General features: G+C 74.9%; 22 protein-coding genes and 1 pseudogene. 16 read left to right on the top strand and 7 right to left on the bottom strand.

Annotated features, from left to right (window positions below):
* The first annotated feature begins 32 nt into the window (after nucleotides 1-32).
* Together mshA and H7K62_RS02360 are read left to right on the top strand one after the other, a co-directional pair.
* Nucleotides 33-1,301, top strand: coding sequence for a D-inositol-3-phosphate glycosyltransferase (mshA, locus tag H7K62_RS02365; RefSeq protein WP_186716538.1), 1,269 nt, complete (start codon nucleotides 33-35; stop codon nucleotides 1,299-1,301).
* 67 nt (nucleotides 1,302-1,368) lie between these two features.
* Nucleotides 1,369-2,109, top strand: a complete 741-nt coding sequence (locus tag H7K62_RS02360) for a phosphoglyceromutase (RefSeq protein ID WP_186715916.1) — start codon at nucleotides 1,369-1,371, stop codon at nucleotides 2,107-2,109.
* A gap of 80 nt (nucleotides 2,110-2,189) precedes the next feature.
* On the opposite strand, the gene phoU is transcribed toward H7K62_RS02360, so the two are convergent.
* Complete coding sequence (gene phoU / locus H7K62_RS23445) at nucleotides 2,190-2,861, bottom strand: phosphate signaling complex protein PhoU (RefSeq protein WP_186715915.1); 672 nt, start codon at nucleotides 2,859-2,861, stop codon at nucleotides 2,190-2,192.
* 187 nt (nucleotides 2,862-3,048) lie between these two features.
* Between phoU and H7K62_RS23440 the strand changes: the two genes are divergently transcribed.
* The gene (locus tag H7K62_RS23440; protein WP_370591573.1) at nucleotides 3,049-4,224 is read left to right on the top strand and encodes a sensor histidine kinase; all 1,176 of its coding nucleotides are present in this window, start codon (nucleotides 3,049-3,051) and stop codon (nucleotides 4,222-4,224) included.
* Nucleotides 4,221-4,910, top strand: a complete 690-nt coding sequence (locus tag H7K62_RS02345) for a response regulator transcription factor (protein ID WP_186715913.1) — start codon at nucleotides 4,221-4,223, stop codon at nucleotides 4,908-4,910. The genes H7K62_RS23440 and H7K62_RS02345 overlap by 4 nt, the downstream gene beginning before the upstream one ends.
* A 47-nt stretch (nucleotides 4,911-4,957) precedes the next feature.
* On the opposite strand, the gene H7K62_RS02340 is transcribed toward H7K62_RS02345, so the two are convergent.
* Nucleotides 4,958-5,581: a hypothetical protein gene (locus tag H7K62_RS02340; RefSeq protein WP_186715912.1), complete on the bottom strand. Its 624-nt coding sequence runs from the start codon at nucleotides 5,579-5,581 to the stop codon at nucleotides 4,958-4,960.
* A gap of 196 nt (nucleotides 5,582-5,777) precedes the next feature.
* On the opposite strand from H7K62_RS02340, the gene H7K62_RS02335 reads away from it, so the two are divergent.
* The 3 genes from H7K62_RS02335 to ispF are packed head-to-tail and all read left to right on the top strand — an operon-like array spanning nucleotide 5,778 to nucleotide 7,476.
* On the top strand, nucleotides 5,778-6,260 hold the full coding sequence (locus H7K62_RS02335; RefSeq protein WP_139714448.1) for a CarD family transcriptional regulator: 483 nt from the start codon (nucleotides 5,778-5,780) through the stop codon (nucleotides 6,258-6,260).
* Complete coding sequence (gene ispD / locus H7K62_RS02330) at nucleotides 6,257-6,985, top strand: 2-C-methyl-D-erythritol 4-phosphate cytidylyltransferase (RefSeq protein WP_186716536.1); 729 nt, start codon at nucleotides 6,257-6,259, stop codon at nucleotides 6,983-6,985. Before H7K62_RS02335 ends, ispD begins: the two co-directional genes overlap by 4 nt.
* A complete protein-coding gene (gene ispF / locus H7K62_RS02325; protein ID WP_186715911.1) occupies nucleotides 6,982-7,476 on the top strand; it encodes a 2-C-methyl-D-erythritol 2,4-cyclodiphosphate synthase in 495 nt (164 codons plus the stop codon). The genes ispD and ispF overlap by 4 nt, the downstream gene beginning before the upstream one ends.
* Before the next feature lie 73 nt (nucleotides 7,477-7,549).
* Here ispF and H7K62_RS02320 read toward each other — a convergent pair whose 3' ends face one another.
* Nucleotides 7,550-8,176 carry a superoxide dismutase gene (locus H7K62_RS02320; RefSeq protein WP_186715910.1) on the bottom strand — a complete coding sequence of 209 codons (627 nt, stop codon included), beginning with the start codon at nucleotides 8,174-8,176 and terminating at the stop codon, nucleotides 7,550-7,552.
* 315 nt (nucleotides 8,177-8,491) lie between these two features.
* On the opposite strand from H7K62_RS02320, the gene H7K62_RS02315 reads away from it, so the two are divergent.
* Nucleotides 8,492-9,445 carry a ferritin-like domain-containing protein gene (locus tag H7K62_RS02315; RefSeq protein ID WP_186715908.1) on the top strand — a complete coding sequence of 318 codons (954 nt, stop codon included), beginning with the start codon at nucleotides 8,492-8,494 and terminating at the stop codon, nucleotides 9,443-9,445.
* 51 nt (nucleotides 9,446-9,496) lie between these two features.
* Here H7K62_RS02315 and H7K62_RS02310 read toward each other — a convergent pair whose 3' ends face one another.
* Genes H7K62_RS02310 through H7K62_RS02300 form a run of 3 tightly spaced genes read right to left on the bottom strand, consistent with a single transcriptional unit; the run spans nucleotide 9,497 to nucleotide 11,668 of the window.
* Nucleotides 9,497-9,925, bottom strand: coding sequence for a GntR family transcriptional regulator (locus H7K62_RS02310; protein WP_222436896.1), 429 nt, complete (start codon nucleotides 9,923-9,925; stop codon nucleotides 9,497-9,499).
* A 1-nt stretch (nucleotide 9,926) separates the two neighbouring features.
* Nucleotides 9,927-10,583, bottom strand: coding sequence for an MBL fold metallo-hydrolase (locus tag H7K62_RS02305; RefSeq protein ID WP_370591572.1), 657 nt, complete (start codon nucleotides 10,581-10,583; stop codon nucleotides 9,927-9,929).
* Nucleotides 10,580-11,668 carry an S-(hydroxymethyl)mycothiol dehydrogenase gene (locus tag H7K62_RS02300; protein WP_186715906.1) on the bottom strand — a complete coding sequence of 363 codons (1,089 nt, stop codon included), beginning with the start codon at nucleotides 11,666-11,668 and terminating at the stop codon, nucleotides 10,580-10,582. The genes H7K62_RS02305 and H7K62_RS02300 overlap by 4 nt, the downstream gene beginning before the upstream one ends.
* A gap of 253 nt (nucleotides 11,669-11,921) precedes the next feature.
* On the opposite strand from H7K62_RS02300, the gene H7K62_RS02295 reads away from it, so the two are divergent.
* The 6 genes and pseudogenes from H7K62_RS02295 to H7K62_RS21870 all read left to right on the top strand — a co-directional run.
* Nucleotides 11,922-12,860: a proline iminopeptidase-family hydrolase gene (locus H7K62_RS02295; RefSeq protein ID WP_370591571.1), complete on the top strand. Its 939-nt coding sequence runs from the start codon at nucleotides 11,922-11,924 to the stop codon at nucleotides 12,858-12,860.
* Nucleotides 12,857-14,281 carry an APC family permease gene (locus H7K62_RS02290; protein WP_186715905.1) on the top strand — a complete coding sequence of 475 codons (1,425 nt, stop codon included), beginning with the start codon at nucleotides 12,857-12,859 and terminating at the stop codon, nucleotides 14,279-14,281. Before H7K62_RS02295 ends, H7K62_RS02290 begins: the two co-directional genes overlap by 4 nt.
* Nucleotides 14,282-14,361: 80 nt before the next feature.
* Nucleotides 14,362-15,795, top strand: a complete 1,434-nt coding sequence (cysS, locus tag H7K62_RS02285; RefSeq protein ID WP_186715904.1) for a cysteine--tRNA ligase — start codon at nucleotides 14,362-14,364, stop codon at nucleotides 15,793-15,795.
* A gap of 60 nt (nucleotides 15,796-15,855) precedes the next feature.
* Nucleotides 15,856-16,911 carry a 23S rRNA (guanosine(2251)-2'-O)-methyltransferase RlmB gene (gene rlmB, locus H7K62_RS02280; RefSeq protein ID WP_186715903.1) on the top strand — a complete coding sequence of 352 codons (1,056 nt, stop codon included), beginning with the start codon at nucleotides 15,856-15,858 and terminating at the stop codon, nucleotides 16,909-16,911.
* Nucleotides 16,912-16,960: 49 nt separating this feature from the next.
* On the top strand, nucleotides 16,961-18,778 hold the full coding sequence (locus H7K62_RS02275; RefSeq protein ID WP_186715902.1) for a putative bifunctional diguanylate cyclase/phosphodiesterase: 1,818 nt from the start codon (nucleotides 16,961-16,963) through the stop codon (nucleotides 18,776-18,778).
* Nucleotides 18,775-19,749: pseudogene (locus tag H7K62_RS21870) on the top strand (GGDEF domain-containing protein); the annotation flags it as partial. The gene H7K62_RS02275 and the pseudogene H7K62_RS21870, both read left to right, overlap by 4 nt.
* Before the next feature lie 35 nt (nucleotides 19,750-19,784).
* Here H7K62_RS21870 and H7K62_RS02270 read toward each other — a convergent pair.
* On the bottom strand, nucleotides 19,785-21,143 hold the full coding sequence (locus H7K62_RS02270) for a DUF4032 domain-containing protein (protein ID WP_186715901.1): 1,359 nt from the start codon (nucleotides 21,141-21,143) through the stop codon (nucleotides 19,785-19,787).
* A gap of 151 nt (nucleotides 21,144-21,294) precedes the next feature.
* Between H7K62_RS02270 and H7K62_RS02265 the strand changes: the two genes are divergently transcribed.
* Nucleotides 21,295-22,569: an aspartate kinase gene (locus H7K62_RS02265; protein WP_186715900.1), complete on the top strand. Its 1,275-nt coding sequence runs from the start codon at nucleotides 21,295-21,297 to the stop codon at nucleotides 22,567-22,569.
* Complete coding sequence (locus H7K62_RS02260) at nucleotides 22,566-23,672, top strand: aspartate-semialdehyde dehydrogenase (RefSeq protein WP_186715899.1); 1,107 nt, start codon at nucleotides 22,566-22,568, stop codon at nucleotides 23,670-23,672. The genes H7K62_RS02265 and H7K62_RS02260 overlap by 4 nt, the downstream gene beginning before the upstream one ends.
* The last annotated feature ends 25 nt before the right edge of the window (nucleotides 23,673-23,697 follow it).

Raw genomic sequence — 23,697 nt, 5'->3', positions numbered from 1 at the left:
CCGCTGCCGGTGCACCGCCCCGCCGCGTGGCCATGGTGAGCATGCACACCTCCCCGCTCGACCAGCCGGGCACCGGTGACGCGGGCGGTCTCAACGTCTACGTGGTGGAGCTGGCCCGCGAGCTGGCCCGCCGCGGCACCGAGGTGGAGGTCTTCACCCGCGCGCGCTCCTCGGCGGCCCCGCCCGAGGTCGAGCTGGCACCCGGTGTGCTGGTGCGCCACGTGGCCGCCGGTCCCTTCGAGGGCCTCGCCAAGGAGGACCTGCCCGCGCAGATGTGCACCTTCGCGGCGGGGGTGCTGCGCACCGAGGCCCGCCGCGAGGCCGGCTGGTACGACCTCGTGCACTCCCACTACTGGCTGTCCGGCCAGGTGGCGGACCTGGCCGCTGACCGCTGGGGGGTGCCCCTGGTCCACTCCTCCCACACCCTCGCCAAGGTCAAGAACGCCCACCTCGCCGCCGGTGACCTGCCCGAGCCGGCCTCCCGGGTCATCGGGGAGGAGCAGGTGGTGGCCGCGGCCGACCGGCTCATCGCCAACACCGACGACGAGGCGCGAGACCTCGTGCAGCGCTACGGCGCGGCGCCCGACCGGGTGGACGTGGTGCCGCCCGGCGTCGACCTGGACAGGTTCTCGCCCGGTCCGGGTGCCGACCGCGGCCGCGGCGCCGCACGCGCGCGGCTGGGGCTCGACCCCGACGCCCTCGTGCTCGTCTTCGCCGGGCGCGTCCAGCCGCTCAAGGCCCCCGACGTGCTGCTGCGCGCCGCCGCGGAGCTGCTGCGCCGCGAGGGGGCCGCGCTGCGGCACCGGCTGGTGGTGGCGGTGGTGGGTGGCAGGTCCGGCGTCGGCGGCCATGCCCAGGACCTCGAGGGCCTCGCGAGCCACCTGGGCCTGGCGGGCGTCCCGGGCGTGCCCGACGTCGTGAGGTTCGAGCCGCCCGCCTCGCGGGACGTGCTGCCGGAGTGGTTCCGGGCCGCCGACCTCGTGGCCGTCCCCAGCTACAACGAGTCCTTCGGCCTGGTGGCCCTGGAGGCGCAGGCGTGCGGGACCCCCGTGGTGGCCGCGCGCGTGGGCGGACTGGTCACCGCGGTGGCCGACGGGACCTCCGGGGTCCTCGTGGACGGGCACGACCCGCGCTCGTGGGCCGCTGCCCTGCAGCAGCTGGCCGCCGACCCCGGCGAGCGGGAGCGGCTGGCGGCCGGCGCGCGCACCCACGCGGAGCGGTTCGGCTGGGGCGCCAGCGCCGAGGGGGTGCTGCGCAGCTACGCCGCCGCGCTCGACCGGCGCCGCCGCGCGAGCGCCTGAGCAGCGGCCCGGCGCAGGACGGCCGGCGCAGGACCGGCGCCGCGCGGGCCCGGCTAGGGTCGCGCCCATGAGCACCCTGCTGCTGCTGCGCCACGGCGAGAGCGAGTGGAACGCCCTGAACCTCTTTACGGGGTGGGTGGACGTCCCGCTGTCGGAGAAGGGACGCGCCGAGGCCGCGCGCGGCGGAGAGCTGCTGGCCGAGTCGGGCCTGCTGCCCGACGTCGTCCACACCTCGCTGCTGCGCCGCGCCATCACCACCGCGCACCTCGCCCTGGACGCCGCCGACCGCCACTGGATCCCGGTGCGCCGCTCCTGGCGCCTCAACGAGCGCCACTACGGCGCCCTGCAGGGCAAGGACAAGAAGCAGACCCTCGCCGAGTTCGGCGAGGAGCAGTTCATGACCTGGCGCCGCTCCTACGACGTGCCGCCGCCGCCCATCGAGCGCGGCAGCGAGTTCAGCCAGGACGCCGACCCCCGCTACGCGGACCTGGGGGCTGACGCGCCGCTGACCGAGTGCCTCGCCGACGTCGTGGACCGGATGCTGCCGTACTGGCACGAGTCCGTGGTGCCGGACCTGCAGGCCGGGAAGACCGTGCTGCTGGCCGCGCACGGGAACTCGCTGCGGGCGCTGGTCAAGCACCTCGACGGCATCTCCGACGCCGACATCGCCGGCCTCAACATCCCCACCGGCATCCCGCTGCTCTACGACCTCGACGCCGACCTGCGCCCCACCACCCCCGGCGGGCGCTACCTCGACCCGGAGGCCGCGGCGACCGCCGCCGCCGCGGTGGCCAACCAGGGCCGCTGACCCCGCTGACCCCCTGACGACGACGACGAGACCCCCGGCCGCTGCGGCCGGGGGTCTCGTCGTGCGGGGGAGCGGGCGCCTCAGCCCTCGGCGACCGCCGGGTCGAGGGGACCGTCGACGTCGCCGGTGACGAGGTAGCCGATGCGCTTGGCCAGCGAGACCGCGTGGTCGCCGTAGCGCTCGAAGAACCGGCTCGCCAGCGTCACGTCGGCGGTGGTCTCGGGGCTGGCGGTCCACCCCTCGCCGGACAGGGCGGCGAAGACCTGGCGGTGCAGGTCGTCGAGGGCGTCGTCGTCCTTCACCAGCTCGGCGGCCAGGGCGAGGTCGCGCGTGGCGATGACGCGGCCGGCCTTGGAGGCGATGCGCTGGGCGGTGGCGCCCATCTCCGCGAAGACCAGCTCGAGGTCGCCCGGGATGGCGGTGTGGGGGTAGCGCAGGCGCGCCAGCAGGGCGATGTGGCGGGCGAGGTCGCCCATGCGCTCGAGGCTGGAGCTCATGCGCAGCGAGGCCACCACCACGCGCAGGTCGGTGGCGACCGGGGCCTGCCGGGCCAGGATGGCGACGGCGCGCTCGTCGAGCTCGCGCTGGGCCTCGTCGATCTGGACGTCGGCGGCGATGACGCTCTCGGCCAGCCGCAGGTCGCCGGCCAGCAGGGCGCGGGTGGCGCTGCCCATGGCGGCGCCGACGAGGCCGCACATCTCCTGCAGGCGCTCGGCGAGCTGGTCGAGCTCGGAGTGGAAGAGGTCGCGCACGGGTGTGCTCTCCTGACGCTGGGGCTTCCCGGCGCAGCCGCGCGCGGGGTGACCCGCAAGAGACTGGCGCGGTGCGGTGAACGGCGCCAGGTGGTCCGGTGAACAGCGGGCCAACCGGCCACCCGGGCGGCCCTGCGGGACGGCGGTCGGCGGCCGCGGACACCCGCCCGGCCCTACGCTGGCGCCCGTGCAGGCCTCCGTCGTGGCGGCCGCCCTGCTGGGGCTGGTCGTGGGCTGCCTGGTCGCCCTCGCCGTCCGCCGCGACGAGACCGGGGTCTCCCAGGCACCGCCCCCGGGTCCCGGCGACCTCCCCGCCGGGGTCCCGGAGCTGCTGGCCGTCCTCGGCGGCCCCGCGGTGGTGCTGGACGTCTCCGACGCGGTGGTGCGCGCCTCCCCGGCCGCCCACGCCGTCGGGCTGGTGCGCCGCGGCGCCGTCACCGACCCCGACGTGCTGGCCGCCGTGCGCGCCGTGCGCGCCGATGGCGAGGTCCGCGAGGTGGACGTCGACCTGCGGGTCCCGGCCGGCGGGACCGCCCGGCGGGCCCTGTCGGTGCGGGTCGCGCCGCTCGGCCCGCTCCACGTGGTGGTGCTCGGCAGCGACCGCACCGAGGCGCGCCGCCTGGAGCAGGTCCGCCGCGACTTCGTGGTGAACGTCGGCCACGAGCTGAAGACGCCCGTGGGCGCCATGTCCGTGCTGGCGGAGGCGATGGCCGACGCCGCCGACGACCCCGAGGCCGTGCGCCGCTTCTCGGCGCGCATGGGGGTGGAGGCCCGCCGCCTCGCCGTCCTCGTCCACGACGTCGTGGAGCTGTCGCGCCTGCAGGACGGCGAGCCCCTGGCCGCCGCCGTCCGGGTGGACGTGGACGCCGTGGTCGCCGAGGCCGTGGACCGGTGCAGTACCACCGCGGGCTCGCGGGGCATCGCGCTGGAGGTCGGCCCGGAGACGGCCGCGGAGGTGGTGGGCGACGCGGAGCTGCTCACCACGGCCGTGCGCAACCTCGTGGACAACGCCATCCGCTACTCCGACGCGGGCACCCGCGTGGCGGTGGGCGTGCGCGTCGACGAGGCCGCCGGCACGGTCGAGGTGGCCGTCAGCGACCAGGGCCTCGGCATCGCCCCCGCGGACCGGGAGCGGATCTTCGAGCGGTTCTACCGCGTCGACCCGGCCCGCTCGCGCCAGACCGGTGGCACCGGTCTGGGGCTGAGCATCGTCAAGCACGTCGTCGCCGGCCACGGCGGCGACGTGCAGCTGTGGAGCCAGGAGGGCCAGGGCTCCACGTTCACGCTGAGGGTGCCGCAGGCACCCCCGCGTCGGCCCGCTCGCGCGGACGCCGACACCGAGCAGGAGGAGTTCTCAGGATGACGAGGGTGCTGCTGGTCGAGGACGAGGAGTCGTTCAGCGACCCCCTGTCGTACCTGCTCCGCCGCGAGGGGTACGAGGTGGAGGTGGCCGCGGACGGCCCGTCCGCCCTGGCCGCCTTCGACCGCAGCGGGGCCGACCTCGTGCTGCTCGACCTCATGCTCCCGGGCGTCCCCGGGACGGAGGTCTGCCGGCAGCTGAGGGTCCGCAGCGCCGTGCCGGTCATCATGCTCACCGCCAAGGACTCCGAGGTCGACGTGGTGGTGGGCCTCGAGCTGGGCGCCGACGACTACGTCACCAAGCCGTACTCGGCCCGCGAGCTGCTCGCCCGGGTGCGGGCGGTGCTGCGGCGCCGCAGCGAGCCGGAGGACCTCCTGCCCTCCGCCGTGGAGGTGGGCCCGGTGCGCATGGACGTGGACCGCCACGTCGTCACGGTGCGCGGCGAGGCGGTCCGGCTCCCGCTCAAGGAGTTCGAGCTGCTCGAGCTGCTGCTGCGCAACGCCGGCCGCGTGCTGACCCGCGGCCAGCTCATCGACAGGGTCTGGGGCTCGGACTACGTGGGCGACACCAAGACCCTCGACGTCCACGTCAAGCGCCTGCGCGCCAAGGTCGAGGAGGACCCCTCGGACCCGCGCTTCCTGGTGACCGTCCGCGGACTGGGCTACAAGGTCGAGGCCCCGGGCGCCTGACGGCGCCCGGGGCCCTCCCCGGCGGTGCTGGTGGTGCTGGCGGCGGCTCAGCCCTGCGTGGGCGTGCCGCTGGAGGTCTCGCTGGCGGCGCCGGTGGCGCTGCGACCGGAGCTGGCCGAGGCCGACGGGGAGCCGGTGCGGGTGCCGGTGGCGGACGGCGAGCCCGTCACCAGCGGGGTCGGCGAGCTCGTGGGCGTGGGGGTGGGCACGTACTGGGCGTACTGCTCCAGCGTGCCGTCCAGCACGGGCACGGCGAGGTCCGCCGAGTCGCTGCCCGCCGTCACCTTCATGGTGACGACCTGGCCGGGCGGCGTGGCGAGCGACGACGTCGTCACGGTCCGCTCCCCGGCCGGCCCGACGTCGTAGGTGCTGGCCGGCTGGACCTCGAAGGTCCCGGACAGGGCGGAGGCGTCTCCGGTGCCGGCGATCTGCACGCTGACCGCGTCGCTCCCGGAGTTGACGATCCGCGCGACCAGGGACGCGGGTCCCTCGCCGTCAGCGGCCACGAAGAGGCCGGCCACGTGCACCGTGCCGAGCGAGACCGCGGCGGCGGCCCCGGGGGCGTAGCTCTGCGCGGTCTGCTGGGCGTTGGTGTAGGTGCAGCCGGTGGCGGCGGTCAGGGAGGCCAGCGCCAGCGCGCTCGCGGCCAGGGCGCGTCGTGGGAGGTGCACGCCGCGGAGCCTACCGGCGCCGCGCGGCCGCGCCCGGCCCAGCACGCCGGTGGCGGCCCTGTCAAGCCTGCAGGCGGGGACCTCCTCCGCGCCCCAAGACCACCCGCACGGCCCTGACCTGCGGGAACGAGCCTCTCGGGCTGCCGGACCACCGCCGCGCCGTGGTAGGATCGAGGTCGCGAAAGGGGATCTGCTGATGGCATTCAAGGTCGGCGAGACGGTCGTCTACCCCCACCACGGGGCCGCCCTCATCGAAGAGATCAAGAACCGCACGATCCGTGGCGAGGACAAGGTCTACCTCCGCCTCAAGGTCGCCCAGGGCGACCTGACCATCGAGGTCCCGGCGGAGAACTGCGACCTCGTCGGCGTCCGCGACGTCGTGGACCGCGCCGGTGTCGACAGGGTCTTCGGGGTGCTGCGCCAGCCGTACACCGAGGAGCCGACCAACTGGTCGCGCCGCTACAAGGCCAACCTGGAGAAGCTCGCCTCGGGCGACGTCATCAAGGTGGCCGAGGTCGTCCGCGACCTCTACCGCCGCGACCAGGACCGCGGCCTGTCCGCGGGTGAGAAGCGCATGCTCGCCAAGGCGCGCCAGATCCTCGTCTCCGAGCTCGCGCTCGCGGAGAAGACCGAGGAGTCGCGCGCAGAGGCCCTCCTCGACGAGGTCCTCGCCAGCTGAGCACGGGCTGCGTCCTCGTCGCCGCCGGGTCCGGGACCCGGCTGGCGGCGGGGTCACCGAAGGCGTTCGTCGTCCTCGACGGACGCCCCCTGCTCGTCCACGCCGCGGAGCGCGTCCTGCGCTCCGGGGTGTGCCAGCACCTGGTCCTGGTGGTGCCCGACGGCCGCCAGGACGAGTCCACCGCCCTCGTCTCCGGCCTCGCCGGGGCCGAGGGCGTCGTGCTGCGGGCCGTGGCGGGCGGCGCCGACCGGCGCTCGTCGGTCGCCGCTGGCCTGGCGGCGCTGCCCGCGGACGTCGACGTCGTGCTCGTCCACGACGCCGCCCGCTGCCTCACCCCGCCCGAGCAGGTGGCCGAGGTGGAGCGGGCGGTGCGCACGGGCGCGGCGGCCGTGGTCCCGGGCGTCCCCGTCAGCGACACCGTCCGCGCCGTCGACGTCGAGGGGGTGCCCCGAGGGGGACCCATCGACAGGACGTCGCTCCGGCTCGTGCAGACCCCGCAGGGCTTCCGGCGCGAGGTCATCGAGCGGGCGCACGCCCTGGCCTCCGAGCACGGGCTTCCCGCGGCCCTGGCGGCCACCGACGACGCGTCGCTGGCGGAGCTGCTGGGCGCGCCCGTGACCGTCGTCCCCGGCCGCGAGGAGGCCTTCAAGGTGACCCGTCCGCTCGACCTGGCCCTCGCCACGGCCGTGCTCGCCCAGGAGCGCGCCGCGGGAGCCACCTCGTGAGCCTCCCGAGGGTGGGGGTCGGGGTGGACGTCCACGCCCTCGCCCCTCCGGGGTCCGACCGGCCTCTGCGCGTGGCGGGACTCGACTGGCCCGGCGAGCGCGGGCTCGACGGCCACTCCGACGCCGACGTCGCCGCGCACGCCGCGTGTGACGCGCTGTTCTCGGCCGCCGGCATCGGGGACCTCGGCGCGCACTTCGGCACCGCCGAGCCCCGGTGGGCCGGTGCCGCCGGCGTGGTGCTGCTCGCCGAGGCCGCCCGCCGCGTGCGGGAGACCGGCTACGAGATCGGCAACGTCGCCGTCCAGGTGGTCGGCAACCGTCCCAAGATCGGCAGCCGTCGCGCTGAGGCCGAGGCGGCCCTGTCGGCGGCCTGCGGGGCCCCCGTGTCGGTCTCCGGCACCACGACGGACGCCCTGGGCCTCACCGGGCGCGGCGAGGGCGTCGCCGCCATCGCCACGGCCCTCGTGGTCGCCGTCGGGTCCTCTGCCTGACCCTCAGCGCGACCATGGGCGTCCACCACCCCCGCAGGGTGGCGGACGCCCATGGTCACGGGCGGGTGGCGCGTCAGGCGGGGACGACCAGGCCGGAGGTCTTGGTCCGGGCGGCCTCGAAGCGGGCGGCGACGTCGGCCCAGTTGACGATGTTCCACCAGGCCTTGACGTAGTCGGGCTTGACGTTCTTGTAGTCCAGGTAGAACGCGTGCTCCCACATGTCGAGCATGAGCACCGGGGTCAGGCTGACCGGGACGTTGCCCTGCTGGTCGTACAGCTGGACGATGACCAGGCGGGAGCCGACGGAGTCCCAGGCGAGGATGGACCAGCCCGAGCCCTGGATGCCGAGGGCGTTGGCGGTGAAGTGGGCGCGGAAGCCGTCGAAGGAGCCGAAGAACTCGTCGATGGCGGCGGCCAGGTCTCCGACGGGCTTGTCGCCGCCGTCGGGGGACATGTTGGGCCAGAAGATGGAGTGGTTGATGTGCCCGCCGAGGTTGAAGGCGAGGTTCTTCTCCAGCCCGGTGATGGAGCCGAAGCTGTTCTTCTCGCGGGCCTCGGCCATCTGCTCCAGGGCGGTGTTGACTCCGGCGACGTAGGTGGCGTGGTGCTTGTCGTGGTGCAGCTGCATGATCGCGCCGCTGATGTGCGGCTCGAGCGCGGTGTAGTCGTAGGGCAGGTCGGGCAGCGTGTACTCCGCCACGGTTCTCCTCCTCGTGCTCCTCGCCGCCCGCAGCGGGGACTGCCAGGCGGCCCGTCAGGTGCGTCGCGCCCGTCCACCTGCAGCGGCGCGGGCGCGCCGACCCTCCGAGCATTCCGCGCCCCCCACCGGGGGGCAACAGCGGGGTGGGCTCCGGCGGCCCGCTCCACGGGTGCGCCCGGTCTGGGAGCACACCAGGGGGTCTGCCGGAAGAGGGGCGGTTCGTCCCGGTCTGCTCCCATCCCGGGGCCCGGCTGCTCCGAACGGGTGGCGGGAGAGGGCCGACGGCGACCCTCGCCAGCACCCGAGGAGATGTCGATGTTCGGCAAGCAGCTCGTCACGGACATGATCTCGCGCAGCGCGGAGAGCGGCGCAGACCGCCGCGCCTTCCTGCGCACGGCCGGCGTGGTCGGCCTCGGCGTCGTCGGGACCACCGCTGTCGCGGCCCCCGCCTCGGCGCACGGCACGACGCCAGGGGGCGGGGGTGGAGGAGCGGGTGGCATCAGCGACGGGGCGATCCTCAACTTCGCCCTCAACCTCGAGTACCTCGAGGCGGAGTTCTACTCCCGCGCGTTCTACGGCCGCGGCCTCGACGACGGCCTCACCACGGGCAAGCTGAACCGCGGGGACGTCAACGGCGGCCACAAGGTGCAGTTCAAGAGCAAGCTGGTGCGCGGCATCGCCGAGGAGATCGCCAACGACGAGATCGCGCACGTGAAGTTCCTGCGCGGAGCTCTCGGCGGGGCCGCCGTCGCCCGCCCTGCCATCGACTTCACCGGCGCGTTCACCGCGGCGGCGAAGGCGGCGGGCCTCATCAAGGACGGCCAGACCTTCGACGCCTTCGCCGACGACACGAGCTTCCTCCTGGGCGCCTTCCTCTTCGAGGACGTCGGCGTCACCGCCTACAAGGGCGGCGCGCCGCTCATCAGCAGCAAGACCTACCTCGACGCCGCCGCGGGCATCCTCGCCGTGGAGGCGTACCACGCGGGGGCGGTGCGGACCGTCATCTACACCGAGGGCCTGGCCGACGCCGCGAACAAGATCTCCGACGCCCGCGACTCCCTCGACGGCAAGACCGACCTCGACCAGGGCGTCTCCCAGGCCGGCGGGCGCATCAACATCACCCCCGTCGACGGCAACGCCATCGCCTTCAGCCGCACCCCGCAGCAGGTGCACAACATCGCCTACCTCACCCCGGCGCAGGGCGTCCGCAAGGGCGGCTTCTTCCCCGCCGGCACGAACAACCAGGACTCCCGCCTCACCACCACCTGAGCACCGGGCGAGCCCCCGGGCCCGGACGGAGGTCCGGGCCCGGGGCCGGCCTCACCGGCCTCGGGCGGCCGCGAGGGCCCCGCGCAGGAGCGACAGCGCGGCGTCGTCGTCGAGACCCGCCGCGAGGCACTCGCGCGCCAGCGACGCCGCCGCCGCGCGGGCTGCGGCGTCACCCCGCTGCGCGGTGCGGTCGCGCACCACGGTTCCCGCTCGGCTCGCGGTGCTCACGACGTCGGACGCCTCCAGCGCCCGGTAGGCGCGCGCCACGGTGCCGGCGGCCACGCCGAGCTCCTCGGCCAGCGCCCGCACCGTGGGGAGCCGGTCACCGGGGACCAGCCGCCCGTCGTCGACCGCGGCGACCACCTGGTCGTGCACCTGCTGCCACGGTGCGGGCGCCCCGGCAGCGCGGTCGAGGCGCACCTCGAGGCCCGCGCCGCCGGCGCTCCCCGCGGGCCCAGCGGCCCCGCGACCGTCTGCCACGTCAGTGGCCCCTGTCGATCCACTCCTGCAGGTGCGGGGCCTCGTCGCCGACCGTCGTCGTCGCGCCGTGCCCGGGCACCACGGTGGTGCCCGGCGGCAGCGCGAGCACCCGCTCGCGGATCGAGGTGATGATCGTCGGGAAGTCGCTGAAGGACCGTCCCGTGGCGCCGGGGCCGCCCGCGAACAGCGTGTCGCCCGTCAGCACCGTCTCCAGCGCGGGGACGTAGAGGCAGACCGAGCCGGGGGAGTGGCCCGGCGTGTGCAGCACGTGCACCTCGGCACCGGCCACGGTGATGACCTGCCCGTCCTCGAGGAGCTCGGTCGGAGCCGCCGCCGGGTGCGTCAGCGTCCACAGGGCGAGGTCGTCGCGGTGCAGCAGCACCGGTGCGGCGAAGCGCTCACCGGCCGCGGGGGCCAGGCGCACGTGGTCGTCGTGGGCGTGGGTGCAGACGACGGCCACCACGCGCCGGTCCCCGACGACCTCGGCGATCGCACCGAGGTCGTGCGGGGCGTCGACGACGAGGCACTCCGCGTCGTCCCCGAGCACCAGCACGTTGTTCTCGACGTCGAAGGTCTGCCCGTCGAGGCTGAAGGTGCCCTCGGAGGTGCTCCGGTCCAGGCGCAGCCCGCCCGTCGTGGAGGGCTGGGGGGCGCTCACAGCACCACCACCGACCGCAGCACGTCCCCGCGGCCCATGGCGGCGAACGCGGCCTCGACGTCGCCCAGGCCCACGGTCTCGGTGACGAAGTCCTGCAGCGGGAAGCGGCCCTGCAGGGCGAGGGCGGCGAGCATCGGGAAGTCGCGCTCGGGCAGGCAGTCGCCGTACCAGCTGGACTTCAGGGCACCACCGCGGCCGAAGACGTCGAGCAGGGGCAGCTCGAGCGTCATCTGCGGCGTCGGCACGCCCACGAGGACCACGGTGCCGGCGAGGTCGCGGGCGTAGAACGCCTGCTTGTAGGTCTCGGGGCGCCCCACGGCCTCGACGACGACGTCGGCGCCGTTCCCACCGGTCAGCGCCCGGATCTGCTCGACGGCGTCGCCGCCGGTCCGGCTGTTGACGGTGTGCGTGGCGCCGAAGCGCTTCGCGACCTCGAGCTTGCGGTCGTCGACGTCGACGGCGATGACGGTGGTGGCGCCCGCCAGCTTGGCGCCGGCGATGGCGGCGTCACCCACGCCGCCGCAGCCGATGACCGCCACGGAGTCGCCGCGGGTCACCGCGCCGGTGTTCACAGCGGCCCCGAAGCCCGCCATGATCCCGCAGCCGAGCAGGCCGGCCGCGGACGCCGGGAGGGCCGGGTCGACCTTGGTGCACTGCCCGGCGTGCACGAGCGTCTTCTCGGCGAAGGCGCCGATGCCCAGCGCGGGGGACAGGGGCGTCCCGTCGGCCAGGGTCATCTTCTGCTCGGCGTTGTGGGTGGCGAAGCAGTACCAGGGCCGGCCGCGGCGGCAGGCGCGGCAGCTGCCGCAGACCGCGCGCCAGTTCAGGACCACGTAGTCGCCCACGGCGACGTCGGTGACGGCCTCGCCCACGGCGCTGACCACGCCAGCGGCCTCGTGGCCCAGCAGGAAGGGGTAGTCGTCGGAGATGCCGCCCTCGCGGTAGTGCAGGTCGGTGTGGCAGACGCCGCAGGCCTGCACGTCGACCACGGCCTCGAAGGGGCCCGGGTCGGGGACGACGACGTCGACGAGCTCGACGGGAGCTCCCTTGCTGAGGGCGACGACGCCCTTCACGGTGCTTGGCATGGGGCGACCGTAGCGATCGCCGCAGTGGCGCACCACCAGCGGCAGCCCTCGACGGAGGACTGATGCATCAGTGTGAGGTCCAGCCTCGGGTGAACGGACGGCAAAGGCGGGTCAAGGACCGGCAAAGGTTCGGCCCGGAGGCGCCTGACCTCGCGGGTCGTGGTGCCGCTCCTGGTCAGTCGCGCCCTACAGTCCGCGGAACCGCATCGACGAACCCTGTCCGCGGCTCCTGCGAGCACCACGGAGACCACGAGTGCCCTACGCCATCCCACCCGCCGACCTCGAGGGCCGGGTGCCCTTCCGCGGTCACGAGACCTGGTACCGGGTCACCGGCCGGCTGCCGGGCGCCGGCGAGGCCGGCGCCCCGCTGCCCGTCGTGGTCCTGCACGGGGGTCCCGGCGCCGCGCACGACTACACGCTGTCGATGGCCAACCTCGCCACCGGCGGCCGCGCCGTCGTCCACTACGACCAGCTGGGCTGCGGTCGCAGCACCCACCTGCCCGAGGCCGACCCGGCCTCCTGGACGGTGCGGCTCTTCGTGGACGAGCTGGTCTCGCTGCTGGACCACCTGGGCCTGGACCGCGTGCACGTGGTGGGCCAGTCGTGGGGAGGCATGCTCGGCCCCGAGTTCGCCCTCGCCCACCCCGAGCGCGTCCAGTCGCTGACCATCTGCGACTCCCCGGCCTCCATGGCCACCTGGCGCCAGGCCGCGGAGGAGCTCATCGACGCCCTGCCCGAGCCGCACCGCTCGGACCTGCTGCGCCTGGAGGCCGCCGGCGACTACGCGCACCCGGACTACAAGGCCGCCAGCGACGTCTTCTACGCCCGCCACGTCTGCCGCGTGCAGCCGCTGCCGGCCGAGGTCGCGGCCACGTTCGCGCAGATCGACGCCGAGCCGACCGTCTACCACGCGATGAACGGGCCCAGCGAGTTCACCATCACCGGCTCCAACCTCGGGTGGACCGTCGAGGACCGCCTGCCCGGCATCACCGCCCCCACCCTCGTGGTGGCCGGCGCCCACGACGAGGCCACGCCCGCCACGTGGGCGCCGTTCGTGGAGCGCATCCCCGACGTGCGCAGCCACGTCTTCCCCGAGTCCAGCCACATGCCGCACGTCGAGGAGCACGCGAGCTTCCTCGAGGTGGTCGGTGGCTTCATCGCCGAGCACGACCCCCGAGGAGACCAGCAGTGAGCACCACCAGCCAGACCGGCCAGACGCCGCCGGGCGGCGGCGGCGAGGGGGAGGCCGCCCTCGCCGACCTCGGCTACAAGCAGGAGCTGCGACGCTCCCTGAGCACCACGGACCTGCTCGTCTACGGGCTCGTCTTCATGGTGCCGATCGCGCCGTGGGCCATCTACGGGGGTGTCTACAACTCCGCGGCCGGCATGGTGCCGCTCGTCTACATCATCGGTCTGGTCGCCATGATCTTCACGGCGCTCGCCTACGCCCAGATGTCCAGGGCCTTCCCGGTGGCCGGCTCCGTCTACGCCTACGTCGGCCGTGGTGTGCACCCCAACCTGGGGTTCCTCGCCGGCTGGACGATCCTGCTCGACTACCTGCTGGTGCCGACCCTGCTCTACGTCATCGCCGCGGTGTCGATGAAGGGCATCGTGCCGGGCGTGCCCAGCTGGGTCTGGATCGTCGTCTTCCTCGTCGTCAACACCACGATCAACTACGTCGGCATCTCCTTCACCGCCGTGGTGAACCGCATCTTCCTGCTCGCCGAGCTGCTGTTCATCGTGGCCTTCGTGGTCATCGCCGTGCTGGCGATCAGCAGCGGCACGGGCGGTGCCCGCTTCACGACGACACCGCTGTTCAACGCCGCCGAGTTCAGCCCGGCGCTGCTGGCGACGGCGCTGTCCATCGCGGTGCTGAGCTTCCTCGGGTTCGACGGCATCGCCACCCTGTCGGAGGAGAGCCGCGGCGGGCGCTCGTCCGCCGGGAAGGCGATGATCCTCGGCCTCGTCGTGGTGGCGCTGCTCTTCGTCACCCAGACCTGGCTCGCCGGCATGCTCGTGCCGGACACCGCCTCGTTCCCGGAGGGTGACGCGACCGACAACGCGTTCTTCAACATCGTCCAGGGTGCGGCCGGCCGGGGCTGGCAGGTGGCCTTCCTGGCGATGAACGTGCTGGCGGTGGGCATCGCCAACGCCGTCGCGGCGCAGTCGGCCACGGCGCGCCTGCTGTTCTCCATGGCGCGCGACCGGCGTCTGCCGGGCTTCCTGGCGCACGTCAACCCCAGGAACCAGGTGCCCGGTCGCGCCATCCTGCTCGTGGGTGGGCTGACCCTCGTCCTGGGCCTGGTCTTCAACCAGCTGGGGATCGTGGCCATCAGCTCGCTGGTGAACTTCGGCGCGCTGACGGCCTTCCTGCTGCTGCACGTCTCGGTGGTCTCGTACTACGCCGTGCGCCGGCGCAGCTCCAACGTGCTGCTCCACGTCGTCGTCCCCGTGGTCGGGTTCCTCGTCATCGGCTTCGTGCTGGTGAACGCCGACAGCACCGCCCAGATCGGTGGCCTGTGCTGGCTGGCGGTCGGCGTCGTCGTCCTGCTGGTGCAGCGCGCCCGCGGGCGCAGCGGCATCGAGGTGGCCCCGGAGCACGCCGCCCGCTGACACCCCCCCCGACGGCCCCGGCCGGCCTGCACCCCGCAGCGCTGGACGGGGCCGTCCGTCTGCGCCGATAGCCTGGTGGGGTGCCACTCCGCCTGTACGACACCGAGGCCGCCGCCGTGCGCGACTTCGTCCCCCTGCGCGACGGAGCGGCCTCCATCTACCTCTGCGGCGCCACCGTGCAGGCGCCGCCGCACATCGGGCACCTGCGCTCGGGCGTCGCCTTCGACGTGCTCGCCCGCTGGCTCGAGGCCGGCCACGGCCTCGACGTCACCTTCGTGCGGAACGTCACCGACATCGACGACAAGATCCTCACCAAGGCCGCTGACGCCGGGCGCCCCTGGTGGGCGTGGGCGTACACCCACGAGCAGGCCTTCAGCGCCGCCTACGACGCCGTGGGCGTGCGCCGGCCCACCTACGAGCCCCGCGCCACCGGGCACGTGCCCGAGATGGTCGAGCTCATGGAGCTGCTGGTCGAGCGGGGCCACGCGTACGCCGCCCCCGACGGCTCCGGTGACGTCTACTTCGACGTCAGGTCGTTCGCCGAGTACGGCGCGCTGACGCACGTCAGGCTCGACGACGTCGCCCCCGCCGAGGACGCCGACCCCCGCGGCAAGCGCGACCCGCGCGACTTCGCCCTCTGGAAGGGCTCCAAGCCCGGCGAGCCCGCCACCGCCTCGTGGCCGACCCCCTTCGGCCGCGGCCGCCCCGGCTGGCACCTGGAGTGCTCGGCGATGGCCCGCCGCTACCTCGGCGACGCCTTCGACATCCACGCCGGCGGTCTGGACCTGCGCTTCCCCCACCACGAGAACGAGCAGGCGCAGAGCCGCGCCGCCGGCCTCGGCTTCGCCTCGTGCTGGCTGCACAACGGCTGGGTCACCCAGGGCGGGGAGAAGATGAGCAAGTCGCTCGGCAACTCCCTGCAGGTCTCCACGGTGCTGGAGACCACCACGCCGCTGGCGCTGCGGTACTACCTGGGCTCGGCGCACTACCGGTCCAACCTGGAGCACTCCGCCACGTCCCTGGCGGAGGCCGAGGCCGCGATCGGCCGCGTGGAGACGTTCCTGCGGCGCGTGCAGCCCGTGGTGCAGGCCTACGCCGCGGGCCGCGGGCCCTCCCCGGCCCTGCGCATCCCCCCGGCGTTCGCGGCCGCCATGGACGACGACCTCAACGTCCCCGGCGCGCTGGCGGTCCTGCACGACACCGTGCGCGCCGGCAACGTCGCCCTGGACGCCGGCCGCGAGCAGTTCGCCGTCGCGGCCGCCAACGACGTCACCGCGATCGTGCGCACCCTCGGCGTCGACCCGCTCGACCCGCACTGGTCCGGGGCCTCCGGCGCCGCCGGCAGCGCCCAGGCGTCCGCGCTGGACGTCCTCGTCCAGGCCCAGCTCGACGCCCGGGCCCGGGCCCGCGCCGAGAAGGACTTCGTCACCGCGGACGCCATCCGGGACCTGCTGTCCCGGGCCGGCGTGGTGGTCCAGGACTCGGCCGACGGCGCCCGCTGGTCGCTGGGCTGACGCCCACCCCCGCGCGACCCCTCGAAACCCCCTCACGCAGCAGACCCGACAGGAGCACCCATGGCCGGCAACTCGTCCCGGCGCGGCGCCGTGCGCAAGGCCGGCTCCAAGAAGTCGCCCACCACCGGCACCGGTGGCAAGAACCGCCGCGCCCTCGAGGGGCGCGGTCCCACCCCGCCCGCCGAGGAGCGCACCGGGCACCCCGCCGCCCGCCGCGCCGCCAGCGCGGCGCGCCGGGCCGCCGAGGGCGGCCCCGCCGGCGCCGGTGCGGGACCGTCTCGACCCACCCGCGACGACGGGCTGCGCGCGCAGCGCCCCACCGGCCGGACCACCACCAGCCGCGCCGGCAACGAGGCCGTGGCCGGGCGGAACCCGGTGGTGGAGGCGCTGCGCACCGGCATCCCCGCCGTGGCGCTGCACGTGGCCACCCGCATCGAGACCGACGACCGCGTGCGCGAGGCCCTGCGCACCGCCGCCGACCGCGGCCTGCCGGTGCTGGAGGCCGCCCGCCCCGAGCTGGACCGGATGGCCGGTGGCGCGGTCCACCAGGGCCTGGTGCTCACGGTGCCGCCCTACCAGTACGCCTCCCTGGCCGACGTCCTCGAGGCCGACACCACCGCCGGGCGCGCACCCCTCGTGGTCGCCCTCGACGGCGTCACCGACCCCCGCAACCTCGGTGCCGTGGTCCGCACGGCCGCGGCGTTCGGCGCCTCGTGCGTGCTGGTGCCCGAGCGCCGCTCCGCGGGCATGACGGCCAGCGCGTGGAAGACCTCCGCCGGTGCCGCCGCGCGCCTGCCGGTGGCCCGGGAGACCAACCTGACCCGCGCCCTGGAGGCGGCCAAGGCCGCCGGGTGCTTCGTCATCGGCCTCGACGCCGACGCCGACGCCCCGATCGGCTCCGACGAGGTGGCGCGCATCGCCGAGGGCCCGGTGGCCGTGGTGGTCGGCTCGGAGGGCCGCGGCCTGTCGCGCCTGGTGCGGGAGACGTGCGACCTGGTCGCCTCGATCCCCATGGCCGGGTCTGTGGAGTCCCTCAACGCGGGGGTCGCCTGCAGCATCGCGCTGTACGAGGTGGCCCGGGCGCGCGAGGCCGCGGGGGCGCGCGCCCGCCTCTGACGGGTGACGGCGGCTCAAGGTGGGCCCGGGCCGCACCGACCACTGTCGTGTGCGACCCGTTCCACGACAGGCCGCGCGCGAGGTCGCGCGCGAGCTCGCGCACGCCGTGCTCGAGGTCTTCACCACGAGCCGGCCCGGAGTCACGGCGGAGGTCATCAACCGCGCCAGCGCCGTCCTCTACGCGGTCGGCGCCGTGACGGTGCTCGTGGGGGCGGTCGTGCGACCCGACCTCCAGCACCGCGGGACCCTCGTGGCCTTCGCCGTGGCGGGGCTCTGCGCCGGAGCGGTGGTGCACGCGACGCGCCACCGGACGCGCGTGTGGCACTTCCACCTCTCCCAGCTGCTGGCCATCACCATGATCACGGCCGGCGTGGCGCTCATCGGTGGCCGGCACGGGTGGGCCGACGCCTGGTTGTTCGCCATCGTGGCGGCGGAGTCCGTCTTCTTCTTCCCCGCGGCCGCCGCCGCGGTCCACCTCGCGGCCGTCCTCGCCGGGCTGCTCCTGGCCCTCGGCGCTGTCGGCGGAGCCGCCCTCGGAGACCTCCTGGTGGTCGGCTGCGTGCTGGCCGGTCTGTCCGGTGCGATCCGCTTCCTGGCCAGGGCCACCGAGACCTCCGGCATCGACCCCCTCACGCGGCTCCCCGACCGCACCGCCACCACCGAGCACCTCGGACGGGTGCTGGCGCAGGTCCAGCAGACGGGTGAACCGGCGGTGCTGGTGCTCCTCGGCATGGACCACCTCCAGGCCACCAACCAGCGCGAGGGGCACGCCGCCGGTGACGCGCTGCTGCGGGCCACCGCCGCCGCGTGGAGGTCCCGCCTGGGCCGGCGCGGCGTGCTCGGGCGGTGGGGCGGGGACCAGTTCGCGCTGGTGCTCCCCGCGGACGTCGACACCGCGTGGGCGCTCGTCGAGGGCCTGCACGCCCTGGTCCCGGGGCCGCGCACCGCCAGCGCGGGCCTCGTGCTCGCCGAGCTGGGCGACGAGGTCCAGGACGTGGTCGACCGGGCTGAGGGGGCGCTCGCGGCTGCCAAGCGGCAGCGGCGGGGCTCCAGCCACCTGTGGACGCCGGGCCTGCCCACCGTCCGCGGGCTGTACGAGGCCCTGGCCGACGGCTCCGTGGAGGTCCACTACCAGCCGGTGGTCCGCCTGCGCGACGGCGCCACCACCGGGGCGGAGGCGCTGGTCCGCTGGCGCCGCGGAGGCGGGTTCGTGCCGCCGGGTGACTTCCTGCCCCAGGCCGAGGCCAGCGGCGCCGTGGTCCAGCTCGGCCGGCACGTGCTCGAGCGCGCCTGCCTGGACGCCGCCTCCTGGCCGGTGCCCGCCGGTGGTGCGCCGCTGTCCGTGGCTGTCAACGCGTCCGGCCCGGAGCTCGCCGAGGACGACTACGCCGCGTGGGCGGTGGCCGCGCTCCACCGCGCGGGCCTGCCCGGCCACCGCCTGGTGGTGGAGGTGGTGGAGGGGCTCCTCGACGAGCAGTCCGAGGCGGTGGTGGCCAACCTGCACGCCCTGCGGGCCGCCGGCGTGCGGATCGCCGTGGACGACTTCGGCACCGGGTGGTCGAGCCTGTCGCGGCTCGGCCGGCTGCCGCTGGACCTGCTCAAGGTGGACCGCAGCTTCGTCGCGGCGGTGCAGCCGGGCACCGCGGCGCCCGTGTGCGAGGGCGTGGTCGCGCTGGCCCACGCCCTGGACCTGGCGGTGGTCGCCGAGGGCGTCGAGACCGACCACCAGGCGGCGTGGCTGGCGCAGCTCGGCTGCGAGGAGGGGCAGGGCTGGTTCTGGGCTCCCGCCCTGCCCACCGGCGCGTTCGTGGAGCGGCTGCGGGGACAGGACCTGCGTGCCGGCACGAGCACCGGGGCCGAAGGATGAGCGGACGCCGGGCGGGGGTGCTCTCCGGCGAGCTCTCGCGGGCGCAGCCCGCCGCGAGCCTGCGGGTCATGGCGTGGACGACGTCGACCACCATGAGCGCCTGCGGGCTGTACGTCGCCGTGGCCTGCCTGCTGCGCAGCGGAGTGGCGTCCCCGGGGGCCCCGTTCTGGGTGGCCGCCTCCGCGGTGCTCGGCGGCGCGGTGGTGTTCGCCGTCCGCCGCCACCTCCGCACCCGGCACTTCCACCTGGTGCAGCCGGCCACCGCCGTGGCCGTGGCCGTGGGCATCCACCTCGACGGCGGGGGCACCGCCAGCGTCGCCGATGCCAGCCTCCTCGTGCTCCTCGCGGCCCTGGCGTCGTTCTTCTTCCCCTGGCGCACCGCCGCCGTGCACATCGGGGTCAGCTCGGTCCTGCTCGTGGTGGTCCTCTCGGCGTCCGGCGCGCCAGCGGGGGACGTGCTCGTCCTGACCTGCACCACCCTCGCGGTCGGGGTGCTGGTCGGGGTGCTGTCGCGGGTGACCGCGCACGCCGTCCGGGCCGCCGAGCTCGACGTCCTCACGGGGCTGCCCAACCGGCGCGGCGCCGAGCGTCTGGTGGTCGCGGCCCTGGGGGCCCACCGCCCCGACCTCCCGCAGTCCCTCGCCGTGGTGGACCTCGACCACTTCAAGCAGGTCAACGACACCCTCGGGCACGCCGCCGGGGACGAGCTGCTGCGCTGCGCCGCGGCGGCGTGGACGGCCCAGCTGCCGCCGGGGGCGGTGCTGGGGCGCTGGGGCGGGGACGAGTTCGTGCTCCTCGCCCCGCTCGACCCCCACCGCCTCGCCGGGCTCGTCGACGCCCTGCGCTCCGCGCTGCCGGCGGGGCGCAGCTGCACCGCGGGCGTCACCGGCCTGGCCGCCGGCGACCACCTGGACGCCGCCCTCAGCCGGGCCGACCAGGCCCTCTACGCGGCCAAGCGCGAGGGGCGGGGGCGCACCCGCGTGTGGTACCCGCCGGACGCGGCGGCTCAGCCGTGGCTGGAGAGCCAGCCGTCGATGCGGTCGGACTCGGGGTCGTCGGGGTCGTCGTGCCCCGAGCCGCCCAGCAGCGGCGCCTCGTCCCGGTCCATGCCCACCGCCGCCATCTGACCGGTGTCCATGAGACCGGTCTGCAGGATCAGCGCCTGCTCGTCGGGGCGCTGGGAGAGCACGTCGTCGACGTAGGAGCGCGCCGCCTCCAGCAGGGGGATGTCGCGCTGCGCCTCCTGCGAGCGGTACCAGCGGTGCTCCAGCACCTCGTGGAAGATCTCCGCCGGCTCCAGCTTGCGGCGCATCCGGCGCGGCACCGCCCGCACCACCGGGTCGAAGACCTGGGCCAGCCAGTCGTGCGCGGAGATCTCCTCGTCGTCGTTCTGGCGGTCCGTGGCCGCCACGTAGGCGTCGAGGTCGTTGAGGAGGCGGCGGGCCTGGTTGTTCTCGGCGTCGATGCCGGTCAGGCGCAGCAGGCGCCGCGAGTGGTGGCCCGCGTCGACCACCTTCGGCTGGATCTGCACCACCGAGCCGCCGACGTCGGTGGAGATGGACAGCTCGCCCACGTCGAAGCCGAGCTCGTTGAGGCGCTCGATGCGCGCCTGCACGCGCCACCGCTCGCCCTGCTCGAACGACTCCAGGCCCGTCAGCTCCTGCCACAGGGAGTGGTAGCGCTCGACGATGCTGTTCGCGACCTCCACCGGGTCGACGCTCTCGTCGAGGTACTCGGCGGCCTCGAGGTCCATGAGCTCGCCGGCGATGTTGATGCGGGCCACCTCGACGTCGTTCTCGCGCTGCCCGTCGGACAGCTCCTGGTGCAGCTCGCCGGTCTCGGCGTCCACGAGGTAGGCCGCGAACTCCCCGGCGTCGCGGCGGAACAGGGTGTTGGACAGCGAGACGTCCCCCCAGTAGAAGCCGGCCAGGTGCAGGCGCACCAGCAGCACCGCGAGGGCGTCGACCAGGCGCGTGGCGGTGTCGGGGCGCAGCGACTGGCTGAACAGCGCGCGGTAGGGCAGGGAGAACTGCAGGTGCTGGGTGACCAGGCCCGGGTCGAGCTGCTCCCCCTCGGGCGTGGTGCGCCCGGTCACCACGGCGACGGGGACGACGCAGGGCACGTCGAGGCGGCGCAGCACCCGCAGGAGGCCGTACTCGCGGCGCACCAGCTCCTCGGTGTTCTCCTTCACCGCGACCACGGCGTCCGCCAGGCGCACGAACCTCACGACGTGGCGCGAGATGCCGCGGGGGAGCGCGGCGAGCGTCTCCGCCGGCCACCGGCTCAGCGGCGCGTCCCACGGGAGGTCGGGCAGGGCCAGCGCCGACCGCTCGGCGGTGAGGGCGGTGATCTGCAGCGGCGCCATGCTCCGATCCTCCCGCACCCCGGCACCGGCGGGGACTCAGCCGGTCGGGCGACACGGCCGCCGCCGGTAGAGTCCTGTGCCGTTCCGTGCCCCGCGCCCTCGCGCGGCGACCTGCACGACGACACGAAGCACTGCGCAGGAGGTGCCCCCGGTGGGCCTGGTCGTCCAGAAGTACGGCGGCTCGTCCGTCGCCGACGCCGCGGGCATCAAGCGGGTGGCCGCGCGCATCGCCGAGACGCGCCGCGCCGGCCACGACGTGGTGGTCGTGGTCTCGGCGATGGGCGACACCACCGACGAGCTGCTCGACCTCGCCGAGCAGGTCAGCCCGCTGCCCCCGGCGCGCGAGCTCGACATGCTGCTCACCTCGGGTGAGCGGATCTCGATGGCCCTGCTGGCCATGGCCACCGCCAACCTCGGCATCCAGGCGCGCTCCTTCACCGGCAGCCAGGCGGGCGTCATCACCGACTCCGCCCACGGCCGGGCGCGCATCATCGACGTCAGCCCCGGCCGCATCCGGGACGCCCTCGACGCTGGCGACGTCGCCGTGGTGGCCGGGTTCCAGGGCGTCTCGGTGGACACCAAGGACATCACCACCCTCGGCCGCGGTGGCTCCGACACCACGGCGGTGGCCCTGGCCGCGGCGCTCGGCGCCGACGTCTGCGAGATCTACACCGACGTCGACGGCGTCTTCACCGCCGACCCGCGCATCGTGCCGGCCGCCCGCCGCCTCGAGACCGTCACCTACGAGGAGATGCTCGAGCTGGCCGCCAGCGGCGCCAAGGTGCTCATGCTCCGCTGCGTCGAGTACGCCCGCCGCTACGGCGTGCCCGTGCACGTGCGCAGCTCGTTCAGCCCCAGGCCCGGGACGCTCGTGGCCGGATCGATGGAGGACCTTCCCGTGGAGCACGCGATCATCACCGGCGTCGCGCACGACCGGAGCGAGGCGAAGATCACCGTGGTGGGCGTCCCGGACAAGCCGGGCACGGCCGCGGAGCTGTTCGAGCACGTCGCCGCCGCCGGCATCAACATCGACATGATCGTGCAGAACGTGTCGGCCGCCGCGACGGGCCTCACCGACGTGTCCTTCACGCTGCCCAAGGCCGACGGCCAGGCGGCGATGACGGCGCTGTCGCAGGTGCAGGGCTCGGTGGGCTTCGGCTCGCTCCGCTTCGACGACCAGGTCGGCAAGCTGTCCCTCATCGGCGCCGGCATGCGCAGCAACCCGGGGGTGTCCGCGAGGTTCTTCAAGGCGCTGGCCGACAGCGGCATCAACATCGAGATGATCTCCACCTCGGAGATCCGGATCTCGGTGGTCACGCGCGACAGCGCGCTGGACGACGCGGTGCGCGCCGTGCACACGGCCTTCGGGCTGGACGCCAGCGCCGACGAGGGCAGGGCCACCGTCTACGGAGGGACCGGACGATGAGCGAGAGCACCCCCAGCAGCGCGCCGGCGGCGGGCCGCAAGCCCGTCCTCGCCGTCGTCGGCGCCACCGGCGCCGTCGGCACCGTGATGCTCGGCATCCTCTCCACCCGCGAGGACGTCTGGGGCGAGATCCGCCTCGTGGCCTCGGCGCGCTCCGCGGGCAAGAAGCTGCGCGTCCGCGGCGAGGACGTCGAGGTGCAGGCCCTGGCGCCGGAGGTCTTCGACGGCGTGGACGTGGCCATGTTCGACGTCCCGGACGAGGTCAGCGCCCAGTGGGGTCCCGTCGCGGCCGCTCGCGGCGCCGTCGTCGTCGACAACTCCGGCGCCTTCCGCATGGACCCGGACGTCCCGCTGGTGGTGCCCGAGGTCAACCCGGCGGCCATCCGCAACCGGCCCAGGGGGATCATCTCGAACCCCAACTGCACGACGCTGACGATGATGGACGCCCTGGGCGCCCTCCACCGCCAGTGGGGCCTCACCGAACTGGTGGTGGCCTCCTACCAGGCCGCGTCCGGCGCCGGCCAGCCCGGCATCGACCGGCTCCACGCGGAGCTCGAGGCGGTCTCCGGGGACCCGGCGCTCGGCACCCGCTCCGGTGACGTGCGCACCGCCATCGCCGAGCGCCTCGGGGACGACCCCTCCCCGTTCCCGGCGCCGCTGGCGCTCAACGTAGTGCCGTGGGCCGGCTCCCTCAAGGACGACGGCTGGTCCAGCGAGGAGCTGAAGGTCCGCGCGGAGAGCCGCAAGATCCTCGGGATCCCCGACCTCAAGGTCTCCGCCACCTGCGTCCGGGTGCCCGTGGTCACCACGCACTCCCTCGCGGTGCACGCGACGTTCCAGAAGCCCATCAAGGTGGAGGCGGCGCGCCAGGCGCTGGTCGAGGCCCCCAGCGTCGTCGTCCTGGACGACCCGGCCAACGGCGACTTCCCCACGCCCGCCGACGTGGTGGGCTCCGACCCGACGTGGGTGGGGCGCATCCGGCAGGCGCTGGACTTCCCGCACACGCTGGACCTGTTCGTGTGCGGTGACAACCTGCGCAAGGGCGCGGCGCTCAACACCGCGCAGATCGCCGAGCTGGTGGCCGCGGAGCTCACCGGCCGCTGACCTGCTCGCTGAGTCTCGCGATCAT

Origin of the sequence: Quadrisphaera sp. RL12-1S (assembly GCF_014270065.1) — a bacterium.
Taxonomy (GTDB): Bacteria; Actinomycetota; Actinomycetes; order Actinomycetales; family Quadrisphaeraceae; genus Quadrisphaera.
Note: the sequence above shows the minus strand (reverse complement) of the source record. Positions and strands in the feature narration are given on the sequence as shown.